The organism is Vibrio sp. 16 (genome assembly GCF_963681195.1).
In the GTDB taxonomy this organism is placed as follows: Bacteria; Pseudomonadota; Gammaproteobacteria; order Enterobacterales; family Vibrionaceae; genus Vibrio; species Vibrio sinaloensis_D.
Window position 1 is genome coordinate 502,530 of record NZ_OY808997.1, and the last position, 16,032, is coordinate 518,561.

The 16,032-nt window shown below is 45.8% G+C and carries 14 protein-coding genes; 5 read left to right on the forward strand and 9 right to left on the reverse strand.

Translation table 11 applies throughout. The annotated features are described in order from the left end of the window. Nucleotides 1–8: 8 nt before the first annotated feature. The 4 genes from U9J37_RS02265 to U9J37_RS02280 all read right to left on the reverse strand — a co-directional run bounded on the left by U9J37_RS02265 (nucleotide 9) and on the right by U9J37_RS02280 (nucleotide 3,753). The gene (locus U9J37_RS02265; protein WP_322413876.1) at nucleotides 9–749 is read right to left on the reverse strand and encodes an ATP-dependent zinc protease family protein; all 741 of its coding nucleotides are present in this window, start codon (nucleotides 747–749) and stop codon (nucleotides 9–11) included. Nucleotides 750–992: 243 nt separating this feature from the next. Beyond that, nucleotides 993–1,964, reverse strand: a complete 972-nt coding sequence (cmoB, locus tag U9J37_RS02270) for a tRNA 5-methoxyuridine(34)/uridine 5-oxyacetic acid(34) synthase CmoB (protein ID WP_005470563.1) — start codon at nucleotides 1,962–1,964, stop codon at nucleotides 993–995. 58 nt (nucleotides 1,965–2,022) lie between these two features. Continuing rightward, a complete protein-coding gene (gene cmoA, locus U9J37_RS02275) occupies nucleotides 2,023–2,760 on the reverse strand; it encodes a carboxy-S-adenosyl-L-methionine synthase CmoA (protein WP_005470442.1) in 738 nt (245 codons plus the stop codon). 111 nt (nucleotides 2,761–2,871) lie between these two features. Then, the gene (locus tag U9J37_RS02280) at nucleotides 2,872–3,753 is read right to left on the reverse strand and encodes a DUF72 domain-containing protein (protein WP_043886667.1); all 882 of its coding nucleotides are present in this window, start codon (nucleotides 3,751–3,753) and stop codon (nucleotides 2,872–2,874) included. Nucleotides 3,754–4,028: 275 nt separating this feature from the next. Here U9J37_RS02280 and aspS point away from each other — a divergent pair, with 275 nt between their 5' ends. Together aspS and U9J37_RS02290 are read left to right on the forward strand one after the other, a co-directional pair. Beyond that, nucleotides 4,029–5,807, forward strand: coding sequence for an aspartate--tRNA ligase (aspS, locus tag U9J37_RS02285; protein ID WP_005470315.1), 1,779 nt, complete (start codon nucleotides 4,029–4,031; stop codon nucleotides 5,805–5,807). 125 nt (nucleotides 5,808–5,932) lie between these two features. After that, nucleotides 5,933–6,967, forward strand: coding sequence for a GGDEF domain-containing protein (locus tag U9J37_RS02290; RefSeq protein ID WP_005470604.1), 1,035 nt, complete (start codon nucleotides 5,933–5,935; stop codon nucleotides 6,965–6,967). A gap of 13 nt (nucleotides 6,968–6,980) precedes the next feature. Here U9J37_RS02290 and U9J37_RS02295 read toward each other — a convergent pair whose 3' ends face one another. Further along, nucleotides 6,981–7,676 carry a pseudouridine synthase gene (locus tag U9J37_RS02295; protein ID WP_005470583.1) on the reverse strand — a complete coding sequence of 232 codons (696 nt, stop codon included), beginning with the start codon at nucleotides 7,674–7,676 and terminating at the stop codon, nucleotides 6,981–6,983. A 289-nt stretch (nucleotides 7,677–7,965) separates the two neighbouring features. On the opposite strand from U9J37_RS02295, the gene U9J37_RS02300 reads away from it, so the two are divergent. Next, complete coding sequence (locus U9J37_RS02300; protein WP_005470529.1) at nucleotides 7,966–10,191, forward strand: NADP-dependent isocitrate dehydrogenase; 2,226 nt, start codon at nucleotides 7,966–7,968, stop codon at nucleotides 10,189–10,191. Nucleotides 10,192–10,281: 90 nt separating this feature from the next. Here U9J37_RS02300 and cspD read toward each other — a convergent pair whose 3' ends face one another. Next, a complete protein-coding gene (gene cspD / locus U9J37_RS02305; protein WP_005470476.1) occupies nucleotides 10,282–10,503 on the reverse strand; it encodes a cold shock domain-containing protein CspD in 222 nt (73 codons plus the stop codon). A gap of 465 nt (nucleotides 10,504–10,968) precedes the next feature. On the opposite strand from cspD, the gene clpS reads away from it, so the two are divergent. Together clpS and clpA are read left to right on the forward strand one after the other, a co-directional pair. Next, nucleotides 10,969–11,289: an ATP-dependent Clp protease adapter ClpS gene (gene clpS, locus U9J37_RS02310; protein WP_005470535.1), complete on the forward strand. Its 321-nt coding sequence runs from the start codon at nucleotides 10,969–10,971 to the stop codon at nucleotides 11,287–11,289. Between the two features lie 42 nt (nucleotides 11,290–11,331). Then, the gene (gene clpA, locus U9J37_RS02315; RefSeq protein ID WP_005470436.1) at nucleotides 11,332–13,602 is read left to right on the forward strand and encodes an ATP-dependent Clp protease ATP-binding subunit ClpA; all 2,271 of its coding nucleotides are present in this window, start codon (nucleotides 11,332–11,334) and stop codon (nucleotides 13,600–13,602) included. 60 nt (nucleotides 13,603–13,662) lie between these two features. Here the strand turns inward: clpA and U9J37_RS02320 are convergent, their stop codons facing one another. The 3 genes from U9J37_RS02320 to U9J37_RS02330 are packed head-to-tail and all read right to left on the reverse strand — an operon-like array spanning nucleotide 13,663 to nucleotide 16,023. Continuing rightward, nucleotides 13,663–14,259, reverse strand: coding sequence for a YdcF family protein (locus U9J37_RS02320; RefSeq protein ID WP_005470577.1), 597 nt, complete (start codon nucleotides 14,257–14,259; stop codon nucleotides 13,663–13,665). 55 nt (nucleotides 14,260–14,314) lie between these two features. Further along, nucleotides 14,315–15,136: an NAD-dependent epimerase/dehydratase family protein gene (locus U9J37_RS02325; RefSeq protein WP_005470586.1), complete on the reverse strand. Its 822-nt coding sequence runs from the start codon at nucleotides 15,134–15,136 to the stop codon at nucleotides 14,315–14,317. Continuing rightward, a complete protein-coding gene (locus U9J37_RS02330; protein WP_005470324.1) occupies nucleotides 15,133–16,023 on the reverse strand; it encodes a LysR family transcriptional regulator in 891 nt (296 codons plus the stop codon). Before U9J37_RS02330 ends, U9J37_RS02325 begins: the two co-directional genes overlap by 4 nt. Between the last annotated feature and the right edge of the window lie 9 nt (nucleotides 16,024–16,032).

Below are 16,032 nucleotides of genomic sequence, written 5' to 3' on the forward strand. Positions count from 1 at the left end.
CTACCTTATTATTTTTGGACGTCCGTGTGGATGTATTTTTTACTTACATCAACCACTGCAATGTCGCGAATGAACTCGCGGCCTAGAAGCACAGGATGACTCATTTGCGAGCGATCTGCCAAGGTAAATTGCGCTTTTTCATGGATTTTTCCAAGCTTAACCCATAATTCGATCACCGCACGTCTCTCAACTTCATCATTGGTGGATTGGCGTATTTTCACATAGCGGATAATAGGTGATTCGATCCAGTTTTCTTCCGTAAGCGGTGTTTCACCATCAGACAAGTGGAAACGAACCCAGTTTTTTCCATTGCGCTCAAACTCTTCAATATCCACGGCATTGAGCGACGACGTTGCCGCGCCAGTATCAACACGTGCATCAAATGCTTGTTTGATAGCATCGATAGTTACTTTTTCTACTTCCCCAAGGACAATCTGATGTGTTGGTGTCGCTTTTACAGGGGCAGGCGCTGGGATAACGACGGGTTTATTTTTAATTTTTACTTCCGCCATGATTTCATCTTTAAACGTGGCCAACTGACGATCGAGCGTATCAATCTGAGCTTCAAGGCTTTCGATGTAATCGTTTTGGTTATTGATCTGGAGCGAGAGGTTCTCCATTTTGTTCGAGAAGTTAGATTCAGAAGCTTGAATGGCTGCGAGCGTTTCATTGTGGTACTGCTCGCCTTTTGTCAGCGCGCAGCCTGAAAGCAAGACTAATGCGACAACGGGAGTCAATCTGGTTAGCATGAATAAACCTGACATTGATTAAAGTAGTGTGAAATAAGAAGTTTAGCGTATTAACCGAATCCCTCACAACCAACAGTTGAGACAGAGCTCTCATCCTGTAAGGATTGATAAGTGATTACAAAAAATAAGGGGGCGCAACGCACCCCTATTTAGGAAATATCGATGTTTGCGCAGAGTAACCTTTAATCGCTGAAAATGGGTTAACTCTTTGTCAAATCATCGGCTGTGAATCTCAAGCTATCATTATGGCTTGTTTGCAACCAACACAGCTCTTCGAGGCGCGGGATGCCCTTCGACGGTTTTACTTGGATCGTTCGGATCAAGGTAGTCGGGAAGTGAATTGTGAGTCATCCACTCCGTCGTGCGCTGCTCACCCGTCGTGGTGACGTTTTCGTCGACAATACGCACGTTTTCAAAGCCAACATTTTCCAGCCAGACTTTTAACGCACGCGCTGAAGGAAAGAAGTAGACATTACGCATCTGAGCGTAGCGATCTACTGGAACCAACACCGCATTCTCATCTCCTTCGATGACGAGCGTCTCAAGTACCAGCTCTCCGCCAGATACGAGTTGGTTTTTAAGTTGGATAAGGTGCTCAAGAGGAGAGACTCGATGGTAAAGCACCCCCATGCTAAATACAGTATCAAATGCTTCAAGCTTTGGTAGTTGCTCAATACCAAGTGGTAATAAATGCGCGCGTTGATCGCCACCCATCAATTTGCGAATAGCTTCAAACTGAATAAGGAATAAGTGAGAAGGATCAATACCGACAGTAAGTCGAGCGCCTTCACCGAGCATGCGCCACATGTGGTAGCCGTTGCCACAGCCAACATCCAATACGCTGCGGTTTTTCAGTGGTGAGATATGCGGAAGAACGCGATCCCATTTCCAGTCACTGCGCCATTCAGTATCGATATGAATGCCGTGCACGGTGTAAGGACCTTTACGCCATGGATGAAACGTGCGTAACAGGTTCTCCAGTTTTTTTAATTCACCAGTGTGGAATGGTACATCATTGGCGATGGTGACGGAGTTCTTGATGTCGATCTGATCAGGCGAACCTTCAGGGATTTTGTTCAGTGCTTTTACCCAGCGACCAAAATCGCCATGTTCTGCGTTTGCCCAATCGGTTAATTGTTGAGGTAGTACATTTAGCCACGGCTGAAGACGCGTGTCTTGCGCGATTAACTGATAAAAATTAGCAAAATTAAACATAGTTTTTCACTGAGTAAGTAATTAAAAAATTTAGCAAAGAGCGGGCTGTGTTCTGTTTCTATTTGATAGCGAACATCGAGCCAAAGTTAAAGCACTGGAACCAAACATCGTAGCTGCTGAAGCCAATTTGAGCGAAACGCTCTTTGTGCTCTTTTTTCGAGTCTGGGCGCATGACGTTCTCAATTGCGCTCCGTTTTTGGCTGATCTCGAGTTCGCTGTAGCCATTGGCTCGCTTAAAGTCGTGGTGAAGATCAATAAGTAGTTCGTTAGAAACTTGATCTTCAAAAACATACTTTTCAGATAGAATTAAAATACCGCCAGGGCGCAGGCCAGCGTAGATCTTTTCTAACAGCGTGTAGCGATCTTCTGGTGATAAGAACTGAAGGGTGAAGTTTAAGACGACAACGGACGCATTTTCGATATCAATATTGCGAATATCAGCTTCCACGACATTGACCGGCGTGTCGCTGCGGTAGGCATTAACATGAAGCTTACAACGCTCTACCATCGCTGAAGAATTATCGACAGCAATAATCTGACAACCTTCTTGTTTGATATGGCGACGCATTGAAAGTGTTGCCGCACCCAACGAACAGCCAAGGTCATAAATGTTTGAATGTGGTTTTACAAATCGTTCTGCCAGCATGCCAATTGCAGAAATGATGTTGCTGTAACCCGGCACCGAACGTTGAATCATGTCAGGAAAGACTTCCGCCACACGCTCATCGAAGGTGAAATCCCCAATTTTATCCATTGGAGCCGAAAAAATAGTATCTGGATTGCTCTTAGGGTTCATAAATCATTTCTCATCAGGCACAAACACGAAGTTTGCGTGGTCTACAGACGTTAAAAAGGCGCGTATTTTATGGGAAATTCGCGCCTATGTCATGCTTTGCCGCAATTGAGTTTAGAACATCTGTATTTGATTATTGCCATTATCGGCAGGAAAGCGGCTTAAATCCGGTAACGAACACGTTGTTTGCAGTTGTTGATAGAGTTTCAGTGCCAGTTCCGGTGCGATTAGATTGTCTGAAGTATGGATAAATAAGTAGGGTTGCTTTCCCTGTGAAATCCACTCTGGGAGCTTTTTTAGCCAAGGCTGGAAAAAAGCGTTGTTGACGTCATCAACAGGGTGGCCAATAAAACGAATCATTGGATGGTCGGATGTGGCTATGGCGTGTACAGGGACTTTGGGCTTTTTCTTTTGCGCGTCCAATAGCGATTCATAGTGCGGGTGCGAGGGCGTGATCTGCTCTGAAAAAACAGGTCTGCTATCCATAATAATTCGGTCGTATTGTTGCTCAATTAACCACTGGTTGAGTGCTTTTTCTGCGTCCCCCTTGGCAAAAAAATCGGGATGACGTACTTCGATACCAATTGGAAAATTGGGTGGGAATAAGGTGCAAAAACGTTTCAGTGTATTCAAGTTTTGTGGGCCGAATGCGGCTGGCAGTTGAATCGTCCACTGACCAATACGCTCGTGTAAAGGCGCCATAATTTGCATGAACTCTTTTAACTGAGCTTGGCAACCTTTCAACATGTGTTGGTGGGTTATTGCTTGCGGCAATTTAAAGGTGAAACGGAAGTCTTCATGGGTGGCGGCTTTCCAGTTGTTCACCGTACTTGAACTTGGTGTAGCGTAAAAGGTGGTATTCCCCTCAACGGTGTGGAACACCTGCGCGTACTTTTCAAGGCGTTCGGCAGGCTTGGTACCGCTGCCGTAAAAGCTTTGTTGCCAGTTGTTGTGCGACCACATCGTGAGGCCAAGTCGAAGGGGTAAACTATCCATATCTCGTTATCGTTTTGAGTGTCTATATTTAGCTCATCAGAGCTTTGCCCAGAGGCCTGTAATAAGGCTATAATCTGCAGCTATTTTTCCATATTGCGACTGTTTTAAGCCGTTATTGGTTTAAAAAGCATCAATGGATAATAAATCGCAATAAATTGTACGCTAGGTGGTCGATTTCATCCCACTTTCAGCGTATAAATGGACTTTTGCTCTATCGATAACGTTAACATCGATAGATAGTAATCAACAAATTTTAAGAGATTGGGAATTTCATTATGCGTACCCATTACTGTGGTCACCTGAACAAGTCCCTTGCAGGACAAACTGTAGAACTTTGCGGCTGGGTTAACCGTCGTCGTGATTTAGGCGGTCTTATTTTTATCGATATGCGAGATCGTGAAGGCGTTGTTCAGGTAGTTGTCGATCCAGATATGGCAGACGCGTATGAGGTGGCTAACACACTGCGTAATGAATTCTGTATCAAGCTAACGGGTGAAGTTCGCGTTCGTCCAGACAGCCAAGTAAACAAAGACATGGCAACGGGTGAAGTTGAAATCATCGCTAAAGGCCTTGAGATCATCAACCGCTCAGATGTGCTACCTCTAGACTTCAACCAGAAGAACTCAGAAGAGCAACGTCTGAAGTACCGTTACCTTGATCTACGTCGTCCAGAAATGAGCGACCGCATCAAGCTACGTGCTAAAGCGTCTAGCTTTGTTCGTCGTTTCCTAGATGACAACGGCTTCCTAGACATCGAAACACCAGTACTAACTAAAGCGACACCAGAAGGCGCTCGTGACTACCTAGTACCAAGCCGTGTGCACAAAGGCAGCTTCTACGCGCTTCCTCAGTCTCCACAGCTATTCAAACAGCTTCTAATGATGTCTGGTTTTGACCGTTACTACCAAATCGTTAAGTGTTTCCGTGATGAAGACTTGCGTGCTGACCGTCAACCAGAATTCACTCAGATCGATATCGAAACGTCATTCATGACGGCTGACGAAGTTCGTGCAACGACTGAAAAAATGGTTCGCGATATGTGGCAAGAGCTACTAAGCGTTGACCTAGGTGAATTCCCGGTAATGCCGTTCAGCGAAGCAATTCGTCGTTTCGGTAGCGACAAGCCAGACCTACGTAACCCACTTGAGTTAGTCGACGTTGCTGACCTAGTGAAAGATGTTGAGTTCAAAGTATTCTCAGGTCCTGCAAACGACGAGAAAGGTCGCGTTGCGGTAATCCGCGTTCCTGGTGGTGCATCTTTGACTCGTAAACAAATCGACGGTTACGGTGAGTTTGTAGGCATCTACGGTGCGAAAGGTCTAGCTTGGATGAAGGTCAACGACCGCGCTGCAGGCTTGGAAGGTATCCAATCTCCAGTTGCTAAATTCCTAAGCGAAGAGGTGATCAACGGCATTCTAGAACGCACTCAAGCGGAATCTGGCGACATCATTCTATTCGGTGCAGACAAAGCAAACGTGGTTGCTGAAGCTATGGGCGCACTTCGTCTTAAGTTAGGTAAAGATTTAGAGTTGACAGACGAGAACGCATGGGCGCCGCTATGGGTTGTGGACTTCCCAATGTTTGAAGAAGATGATGAAGGCTACCTACACGCAATGCACCACCCATTCACATCACCTCTAGGTGTGACTGCGGAAGAGCTAAAAGCGAACCCAGCAGCTGCAAACTCTAACGCTTACGACATGGTTCTAAACGGCTACGAAGTGGGCGGTGGTTCTGTTCGTATCCACGATGCAGAAATGCAAGCGGCAGTCTTTGACATTCTGGGTATCGAAGCTGATGAGCAACAACTGAAATTCGGCTTCCTACTGGACGCTCTAAAATTCGGTACGCCTCCACACGCTGGCCTTGCTTTCGGTCTAGACCGTCTAGTGATGCTGCTATGTGGTACAGAGAACATCCGTGATGTTATCGCGTTCCCTAAAACAACAGCGGCGGCGTGTCTACTAACAGACGCACCAAGCCTTGCTAACCCAGCGGCTCTAGAAGAGCTAGCGATTGCCGTAAAAGCTGCAGAGAAGAAAGACGAAGAGTAAGCTTCTCATTGAAACTTTTTGTGACAAACCGCTTCGACTGAAGCGGTTTTTTTGTCTCTGAGGTATGGAGTTTTGTTGCTGATGTGTTAAAAGATACGTAACGCTATACAAGTAATGATAAAAACATGAGTAACCACCCAGTTCACTGCAATGCCACGCATCAATTGAGGCGCAAAGTACTAATCGGTATGTGTGTCGTTCTTGGAATCGTTGGTTTGTTGTTTGGGCTCGCGAATCTTTTCTATTTTGACGCTCGAGCCAATACGCTGGGCATGATCGAAATTGTTTACTCGATTGCATCGTTTTCAATGCTTCGGTATGTCTGGAGGAATGAGCCGCCAAGTTGGTTTCTTGTCTTTCATTGCGCGGTCCTCACCGCTTTGATCTGCTACGGCACTTATGCCAGTCGTATAGAGAGCTCCGTTTACTTGTGGGCAATAGCGTTACCAACCGTTTTCTACTTAGCTCTTGGGTTGCGTGTTGGCTTCTATTGGAGCTTGATTTGTCTTCTTATCGAACTCTTGGTGCTCAACAGCGCAATGACTGACTCGCAATTGATGCGACCTGCCGTTTTCCTCAACTTTGTCCTTGCCTATGTTTTTGTCTGGACCATATCCCATGTCTATGAAGATAGTAGGGTGAAAGGCGTGGACAGGCTGAACTCTCTTGCTCATCAAGATGCTTTGACTGGGGCACAGAACCGTCTGTCACTTGTCACGACCTTTGACCAAAAAGGGGAACAACTCAATGGAAGCTATTTATTAACGTTGGATATTGATGATTTTAAGGTTATCAATGACAGTTATGGCCATGCTGCGGGGGATGATGTACTAAAACAAGTCGTTAGCCGTTTATCGAGCTTGGTTGGGGAGCAAAATATTTTTCGCATGGGAGGTGAAGAGTTTGTCTTGGTGCTCCCTAATAAGATCGTCAAGCATCAAGGGCTTTCTACTCTTGCACACAAGTTGCAGGGCTGCATTGTTGCAAAACCAATTCTTTTTCAGGGTAACGAACTTGAGGTGACTTTTAGCGCTGGCATTGATCAGTACTTGAAAGTTAAAGGGTTAGATAAGACTCTGTCGAATGCGGATCACGATCTCTACCTTGCAAAAAAAGCGGGCAAGAGAAGCACTTACTATCAAGGAGAAGTGCTTTCTTGACGGTGTTTAACTCTTAATCAACCTGTACTTCTTTCCATTCACCAGGTTGTAAATCACCTAACTTGATGTCCCCCATCGAGTAGCGAATCAAACGCAGGGTAGGGAAGCCGATATTAGCGGTCATGCGGCGCACTTGTCGATTTCGTCCTTCAATGATGGTGATTGCTAACCAAGTGGTTGGAATATTTGCTCTGAAACGCACTGGCGGGTTACGCTCCCAAATTTCAGGGGCTTCCATCACCTCGACCTGAGCGGGGAGTGTCATACCATCTTTCAGTTCTACCCCTTTTCGCAGTTTGTCTAAATCGGCTTCTGACGGAGCGCCGTCAACTTGCACCCAATACGTTTTTGGAGATTTGGATTTCGGCTGAGTTAATTTCGCTTGGAGAACGCCATCATTGGTGAGAATCAACAATCCTTCACTGTCTCGATCTAGTCGGCCCGCGGCATAAACATCTTTCACTGGAATAAAGTCAGCTAGGGTTTTGCGCCCGTCTCCATCTGTAAATTGGCTTAAGGTATCAAATGGCTTGTTAAACGCGATCACCTTGCGAGCCTCTGGCGCGATTTTGGGTTTACTGCTGGCGGTTTTTTTGCGATTGCGCGAAGAATGCTTAGTGCTTGTTTTGTGACTAGATGGACGTTTAAAACCGGGTTTTCCATTCCGAACGGACGAAGAGCTAGACTCACGACGTGAGCGTGGTGACATGTTAACTACCTTGCAAAAATGTAAATGAAGTGTGGGTAAAACTTTTAACCAAGTGCGTAATAAGCTACCATTTGCGCGCCCAAAAACAGGATTGGCGAACAAGATAATAGACTATTCTGCCAAATTTGTTTAATTATAACGAAACGCTCTCAAGGATGTCGCACGCTGGCGACGAAAAAATAAAGAGACGGGCAAAGCGCAACAAGTGAGGGGATTATTCATAACTTGTTAGCGAACACACACATAGGACCAATCACCAACGGTCCAGTCAGAACAATAGGGAAATTTCATGCCTACAGAAAAACCTACAATTATCTATACAATTACCGATGAAGCACCTGCGCTAGCAACTTATTCACTACTGCCGATTATCCAATCATTTACTGCTTCTTCAGGTATTAACGTTGATACACGTGATATCTCTCTAGCTGGGCGTATTATTGCTAACTTCCCAGAGCACCTAACCGAAGAGCAACGCATTGGCGATGCATTATCAGAGCTTGGCGAGCTTGCGAAAACTCCAGAAGCAAACATCATTAAACTGCCAAACATCTCTGCTTCAATTCCTCAATTGAAAGCTGCGATCAAAGAGCTGCAAGAGAAGGGTTACAACCTACCGAACTACCCAGAAGAGCCAAGCACGTACGAAGAAGAAGCGATCAAAGCAACGTACGACAAAATCAAAGGCAGTGCGGTAAATCCAGTTCTACGTGAAGGTAACTCAGACCGTCGTGCACCTCTATCAGTTAAGAACTATGCGAAGAAAAATCCTCATTCAATGGGCGCATGGTCTGCAGATTCTAAATCTCACGTTTCTAGCATGTCTGACAATGACTTCTTTGGCAGTGAAAAATCACACACAGTAGACGGCGCAACAGAAGTTAAGATTGAATTCGTTGGCGCGGATGGTGCAGTCAAAGAGCTAAAGGGTGCTTTCCCACTACAAGACAAAGAAATTATCGACTGTTCAGTCATGAACAAGAAAGCGTTAGTCGAGTTCTTTGAAACGCAAATCGCAGAAGCAAAAGAGCAAGACGTTCTTTTATCACTTCACATGAAAGCGACCATGATGAAGGTGTCTGACCCAGTTATCTTCGGTCATGCGGTTAAGGTTTACTACAAAGACGTATTCGCGAAGTACGGTGAGCTATTTGACAAGCTAGGCGTTGACGTAAACAACGGCATCGGCGACGTATACGCTAAGATCCAAGCGCTTCCTGCCGCTCAAAAAGAAGAAATCGAAGCGGCGCTACAGGCTGTTTACGAAACTCAACCGCCATTAGCGATGGTTGATTCTGACCGTGGTATCACCAACCTACACGTACCAAGCGACATCATCGTTGATGCTTCTATGCCGGCAATGCTGCGTTCGTCTGGTCAAATGTGGGGACCAGATGGTAAGCAGAAAGATACCAAAGCGATGATTCCAGATCGCAGTTATGCAGGTATCTACCAAGCAGTTATCGACTTCTGTAAAGAAAACGGTGCCTTTGATCCAACCACAATGGGTAGTGTGCCAAACGTGGGTCTAATGGCTCAAAAAGCTGAGGAATACGGTTCACACGATAAGACGTTCATTCTAGATGCTGCGGGCACAGTGCGTGTTGTTGATGCGTCTGGCGAAGTGCTACTTGAGCAATCGGTAGAAGAAGGCGATATCTTCCGTATGTGTCAGGTGAAAGACGCGCCAATCCAAGATTGGGTTAAGCTAGCGGTGACACGTGCTCGTGCAACTGGTGTACCAGCCGTTTTCTGGCTCGATGAAAACCGTGCACACGATGCTCAGCTCATCAAGAAAGTAAACGCATACCTTCCACAGCACGACACTTCTGACCTAGAAATCAAGATCTTGGCTCCACTAGAAGCGTGTCAGTTCTCTCTTGTTCGTATCAAAGAAGGTAAAGACACTATCTCAGTAACTGGTAACGTACTGCGTGATTACCTAACTGACTTGTTCCCAATCCTAGAGCTGGGTACTTCGGCTAAGATGCTTTCTATCGTTCCGTTAATGAACGGTGGTGGTCTATTTGAAACGGGTGCTGGTGGTTCAGCGCCTAAGCACGTTCAACAGGTAGAAAAAGAAAACCACTTACGTTGGGACTCTCTGGGTGAGTTCTTAGCTCTTGCCGCATCACTAGAGCACCTAAGCACAGTCGCTGGCAACCCGAAAGCGCAAGTTCTTGCTGATGCACTAGATAAAGCAACCGGGGATTTCCTAGATAACAACAAGTCGCCATCGCGTCGTGTTGGTGAGCTAGATAACCGTGGTAGCCACTACTACCTAGCAACTTACTGGGCACAAGCACTTGCAAGTCAAACCGCTGACGCAGAATTAGCGGCTGAGTTCGCTCCAATCGCAGAAGCACTTGCAGCGAATGAAGACAAGATCGTTGCCGAGCTAAACGATGCTCAAGGGGTGGCGGCAGACCTTGGTGGTTACTACGCGCCTGTATTTGAGAAAGCAGCGCCACTAATGCGTCCAAGCACAACACTAAACAGCATCATCAATCGATAATGATGGTTTAGAGCAATAAAAAACCCGCTACTTAGCGGGTTTTTTCTTTACTGATATATGTGTTTAGTGGTTATTTCACTATGGCAGCGGTTATTTAGCTAGTTGAGCTTCCACTGGTGTTACAACACTTGCGTGAGAACCCTTTGGACCTTCTTCCACTTCAAAGTTGACTTGTTGGCCTGCTTTCAGAGTACGATAACCATCCATCTGAATTGTGGAGTAGTGTGCAAACACATCCCCGTCTTCACCTTCTGGACAGATAAAACCAAATCCCTTGGCGTTGTTAAACCATTTTACTGTACCTGTAGCCATGCTATACATCCCTCATGCATTTTGTTACTGATGTTGTTTGAACGTTCACAGTTCTTCCATTGTGAACAAAAAGTGAATTTCCATTCAGCCGCTGCCAAATTTTCAGTCACTATTTGACCAATTTAGCCAATGATTGAGCACAGTCAATAAGAAAAAGGTATTAGACTCTACATATTTGCAAACAAATCACTTTTGAGATTTACATTTTTATAACTATGTGAGCGATATTCACGTGTAAACCATTTTTGTCTTGAATGGTTTTTGGTTTCTTTTTAATCAATTAGATAGATAAATCCAAACCGGAAGAATCTTTTATTTGCAGCCACTCAATTGCTGCATTAGTCTCTAAGTAAGGGCAAAACGTTTCTTATCGATTTATGCCCCAAAATCTAAGAGCTAAATTCAAAACTTCTGCTCACTATAGTGGTAAAATTAAAGCAAGTCGTACATCAACGTTGATAGATCATGAGCAAGCATTTTGAATGGGTGACTCCAGACTCAGATTTACTGGAGTTAGAAAAAACAAAAGTTAAACCACCATCCATGTATAACGTCGTACTAAATAACGATGACTACACGCCGATGGACTTTGTAATTGAAATTCTGGAACGTTTTTTTTCAATGGATGCGGACAAAGCAACCCAGGTGATGCTCCAAGTGCATTATGAAGGGAAAGCGATTTGTGGCACATATACTGCAGAAGTTGCTGAAACCAAAGTGGCCCAAGTCACGATGTATTCCAAGGAAAATGAGCATCCTTTGCTTTGTACAATGGAACAAGCGTGAGGTTTGTTCGTACAACCTGAGTTGTTGTTGAAGGAGGTACTTATGCTAAATAAAGAATTAGAGTCGAGCCTGAACAGTGCGTTCTCTCGAGCTCGAGACAAGCGACATGAGTTTATGACTGTCGAGCACCTCCTGCTAGCATTGCTGGAAAATGATGCAGCTAGAGAGGCTCTTCAAGCTTGTCAGGCCGATATTGAGGCTCTCAGAAATGAGCTCGATATTTTTATTGACCAAACAACGCCTCTTATCCCAGAAAATGATGAGACTCGAGAAACCCAACCAACGCTGAGCTTTCAACGTGTGCTACAGCGAGCGGTTTTCCACGTCCAATCTTCTGGTCGAAGCGAAGTGACTGGCGCTAACGTTTTGGTCGCTATTTTTAGCGAACAAGAGTCTCACGCTGCCTACTTACTCAAGAAGAATGATGTTAGTCGTTTAGACATCGTTAACTTCATTTCCCACGGCATCACGAAGGCATCCAGTGCAGGCGATGATGCCTCATCTCACGATTCATTCAGCAGTGATAATGTTGAGGAAAGCGGCTCTGAAGAGCGTTTAGAAAGTTTTGCTACAAACCTAAACCAAGTGGCCAAGCAAGGCCAAATTGATCCATTGATTGGTCGCGATAAAGAGCTTGAGCGAACAATTCAAGTCTTGTGTCGTCGCCGCAAAAACAACCCGCTGTTAGTTGGTGAGGCGGGCGTAGGTAAAACTGCCATTGCGGAAGGTTTAGCGTGGAGAATTGTAGAAGGGCAAGTGCCTGAAATCATTCAAGATAGCGTGATTTACTCGCTAGATATCGGTTCTTTGCTCGCAGGTACGAAATACCGTGGTGACTTTGAGAAACGTTTTAAAGCGATTCTTAAGCAGCTAGAAAAAGAAGACGATGCGATTCTTTTCATTGATGAAATCCATACCATCATTGGTGCGGGTGCAGCATCAGGCGGGCAAGTCGATGCAGCAAACCTAATCAAGCCGCTTCTAAGTAGTGGCAAACTCCGCTGTATTGGTTCGACTACATACCAAGAATACAGCAACATCTTTGAAAAAGAGCGTGCGTTGTCCCGCCGTTTCCAAAAGATTGACGTGGTTGAACCTTCGGTTGATGACACGACCAAGATTTTGATGGGTCTAAAAACCAAGTATGAAGCGCACCACGAAGTTCGTTATACCAACAAAGCACTTCGTGCCGCTGTGGAATTGTCTGCCAAATACATTAATGAACGCCATCTGCCGGATAAGGCTATCGACGTTATTGATGAGGCCGGAGCTCGTAGCCGTTTAGCGCCAGCAAGTCGTCGTAAGAAAACGGTCGGTGTAGCTGATATTGAAGCCATGGTTGCTAAGATGGCGCGTATCCCTGAGAAGTCAGTCTCTTCTTCAGACAAAGAGATCCTAAAAAATCTTGATGAGAAGATGAAGATGTTGGTATTTGGGCAAGATGATGCGATTGATGTACTAAGTGAGGCGATTAAGTTAACCCGTGCAGGTCTTGGTGCCGAGAATAAACCAGTCGGCTCTTTCTTGTTTGCAGGCCCAACAGGGGTGGGTAAAACGGAAGTGACGGTTCAACTTTCCAAACTGCTGGGCATCGAGCTATTGCGCTTTGATATGTCTGAGTACGGTGAGCGCCACTCTGTGAGCCGATTGATCGGTGCGCCTCCAGGTTATGTCGGTTACGACCAAGGTGGTTTACTGACGGATGCGGTCATTAAGAACCCTCATGCCGTCGTGTTGCTAGACGAGATCGAAAAAGCGCATCCAGACATCTTTAACTTGCTCCTTCAAGTCATGGATAACGGTACGCTTACAGACAATAACGGACGTAAAGCTGATTTTCGTAATGTCATATTGGTGATGACAACCAATGCTGGCGTACAAATGACTGAGAAGAAATCGATCGGTCTGATCCAGCAAGATCACAGCCATGATGCGATGTCAGAAATTAAGAAAGTGTTCACACCGGAGTTTCGTAACCGTTTGGATAACATCATTTGGTTTAATAGCCTAGATGAGCATGTTATTCATCAGGTGGTGGATAAGTTCATTGTCGAGTTGCAGGCTCAACTGGATGTTCGCGGCGTGTCACTGGAAGTGTCAGATGATGCTCGCCACTGGTTGGCGATGAAAGGCTACGACAAAGCGATGGGTGCTCGACCAATGGGACGAGTCATCCAAGAGAAACTCAAGAAGCCGTTGGCGAATGAGTTGCTGTTTGGTTGCTTAGTCGATGGCGGTACAGTGAAAGTCAATCTGAAAGGTGAAGAACTCAAATTTGAGTATCTGAGCGAGAAAGAAGCGGCTGTTCACTAAAACGTAGCTGTTTAAGCGTAAGGCAAAAGCCAGAGTATTTACTCTGGCTTTTTCATTTCTCTACTCGTTGTCGTGAAACACTGCGCTTAAGGCTCTGAATGACATTTCAATGCTGTCAGGGATTTCTTGCTCAATTTGATAGCCCATCGCAGGGTAACGCTTGATTCGGTCGAAGTCCCCCAACATTGCTCGCACAGTGGTATCGAGGTCGATATCGTCGTTAAAGTAGTCGCTAAACTCAATACGGGGTGAGGTGACACAAAAACGCTCTAAAACACCAGGCCATTGCTTTATAAATGTCGCATACGTTCTTCTTTCCATATAAGGCTTTTGGACAAGTATGAAGGAAGAAAAGCGGTGACCAAGTTGGTTTAACAACGAGGCAGTATAAAGGACATTCTCTCCGGTGTTGGTCGCTTTGTTTTCGACAATAATGGCATTGCTCGGAACGCCCATATCTTTTGCAATGTCTGCGAAGGTCTCCGCTTCAGATTTATCGAAGACGCCGTCGGTAAGCCGTCCAACACCGCCAGAGAAAATCAGCGTCTTCGCCCATCCCTCAAGATAAAGCGTTGCTGCGTATTCCGCGACACGCAAGTCATTGCTGCCGAGCACGAAGATACAGTCAGAGACTTGCAGTTTGTGTCCGAGCTGCATATACGACCACAGTTGTTCTATATGTTGATATAGCTTCAAAGGACGTCCTTATGGTTTAAACCAACTCAAGAGTGTGCTGATGGTGGAAGCGGTAGCCAAGTTCCAGTAGTGAATCAGCCAAAATCAGTTTATCGGCGATAGAAACGATAGGTGGTAAAGGGTAGGTTGCACCAACGTTATCTAGAGCAGCTTGATAAAACTCAGCCTTGCTCACCGTGTTAGGGGTTGTTGCGTTGACCACGACATTTTTATCTAGCGTTGAGACAAAGCTGACCGCCCCAATTGCGTCTGTTAGGTGGAGCATGTTTGCAGGAGCGAGATCGCTGACCTGCTTTAGCCTTGGAGCGAATCGAGAAGGATGTCGATCAGGACCAACAAGACCACTGCATCGCACGATGGCAAATTTCAGTCCTGAGTCTTTGACATACTGCTCGGCGAGTAACATGATTTTGGCTTTCTCGCTGAACGAATCGTGCTGTTCACTGAGTGTTAACGATGCGTGTTCTTCAGACATCGGCTCCGCGGTACTTGGATAAACCGTCGTTGAACTCACCATGACAACTTTGCCCACGTTTGCTGTTTGACAGGCATGAACAAGCTTGCGCCAATGTTCTGCATACTGCTGACCACCTCCAGCGCGAAAGCCCGGAGGGAAACAACCAATCACAATGTCGGGCGCTTGGTTTTGCAGGTGTGAGACAAAGGCGTCTTCAGCCTCATTTAGATCGCAGTGAAAAGCGTTAAGCGCTTCTTCTTGTAGCGTTTTTACACCTTCGACGGTTGTTTTGCTGACGTAAACTTTATGTCCAATCGTCTCGAGGTAGTGTACCAGAGGTCGGCCGAGCCAGCCCCCTCCAATGACAGTAATCGTTTTCACATTTCACTCCCTGTAATTAAATCTCGTATTTCACTGCGTAGCATCTTGTGAATAGGTAAAGCGCTGCAGCTAGGGTGCTGGATAACATCGACGTTCGCATGCCAAGTCAGTCTCTCGAACTCTACGGGAACACGAACCACGTCCCCCGTCTCCAATAAGGGTTTGACCATGTGAGTAGGTAGTACTCCCCAACCAAACCCTCGATTAATCAGGTCCATAAGGATGTAGTAGTTGTCAGCATACCAAACATTTGGGCTGTAAGCTTTTTGAAAACTGCTCGTCTTCGCGGTTTTAGAACGTATCAGCAGCTGACGGTGTAAGGTTAAGTTTTCAAGGTTCGGTGAGGTCGCTTTGGCCAGTTCATGTTGGCTCGAGACGTAAACATCAAACTCAATACTCCCCACCGATTCAAAATCGATACCGACGGGAAGATCCAGCTCCGAAAACAAGATTCCAGTCGTTGCACGTTTTGATACCACTAGTTCGATCACATCAACGCTCGAGGCGGCTAAGAACTCAAAGCTCACTCCTGGATAACGATCCAGAAGGCGATGGATCGCGCCATAGAGCTGTGAAGTCGGAATACCTTCATCAATTGCGATAGATAGATTAGTTTGCTCTTGATTGAATATCTGCTCAGCACTTTGTTTTAGCCTGTCGTGCTGCTGCAACGTTGCTCTAGCGTGAGGTAGCAACTGCTGTCCTTCGTTGGTTAACACAGGGTATCTACCCGTTCGATCAAAGAGATCGAAACCACTGTCTATTTCGAGGTTGATGATGTGTTGACTGATGGCAGACTGCACTTTGTTCAATGAGCGAGCCGCAGCGGAAAATGAGCCGCTCTCCACAGTGGCAACAAACGCTTGGAGTTGTTCAATGCTAAACATATCTTTAAT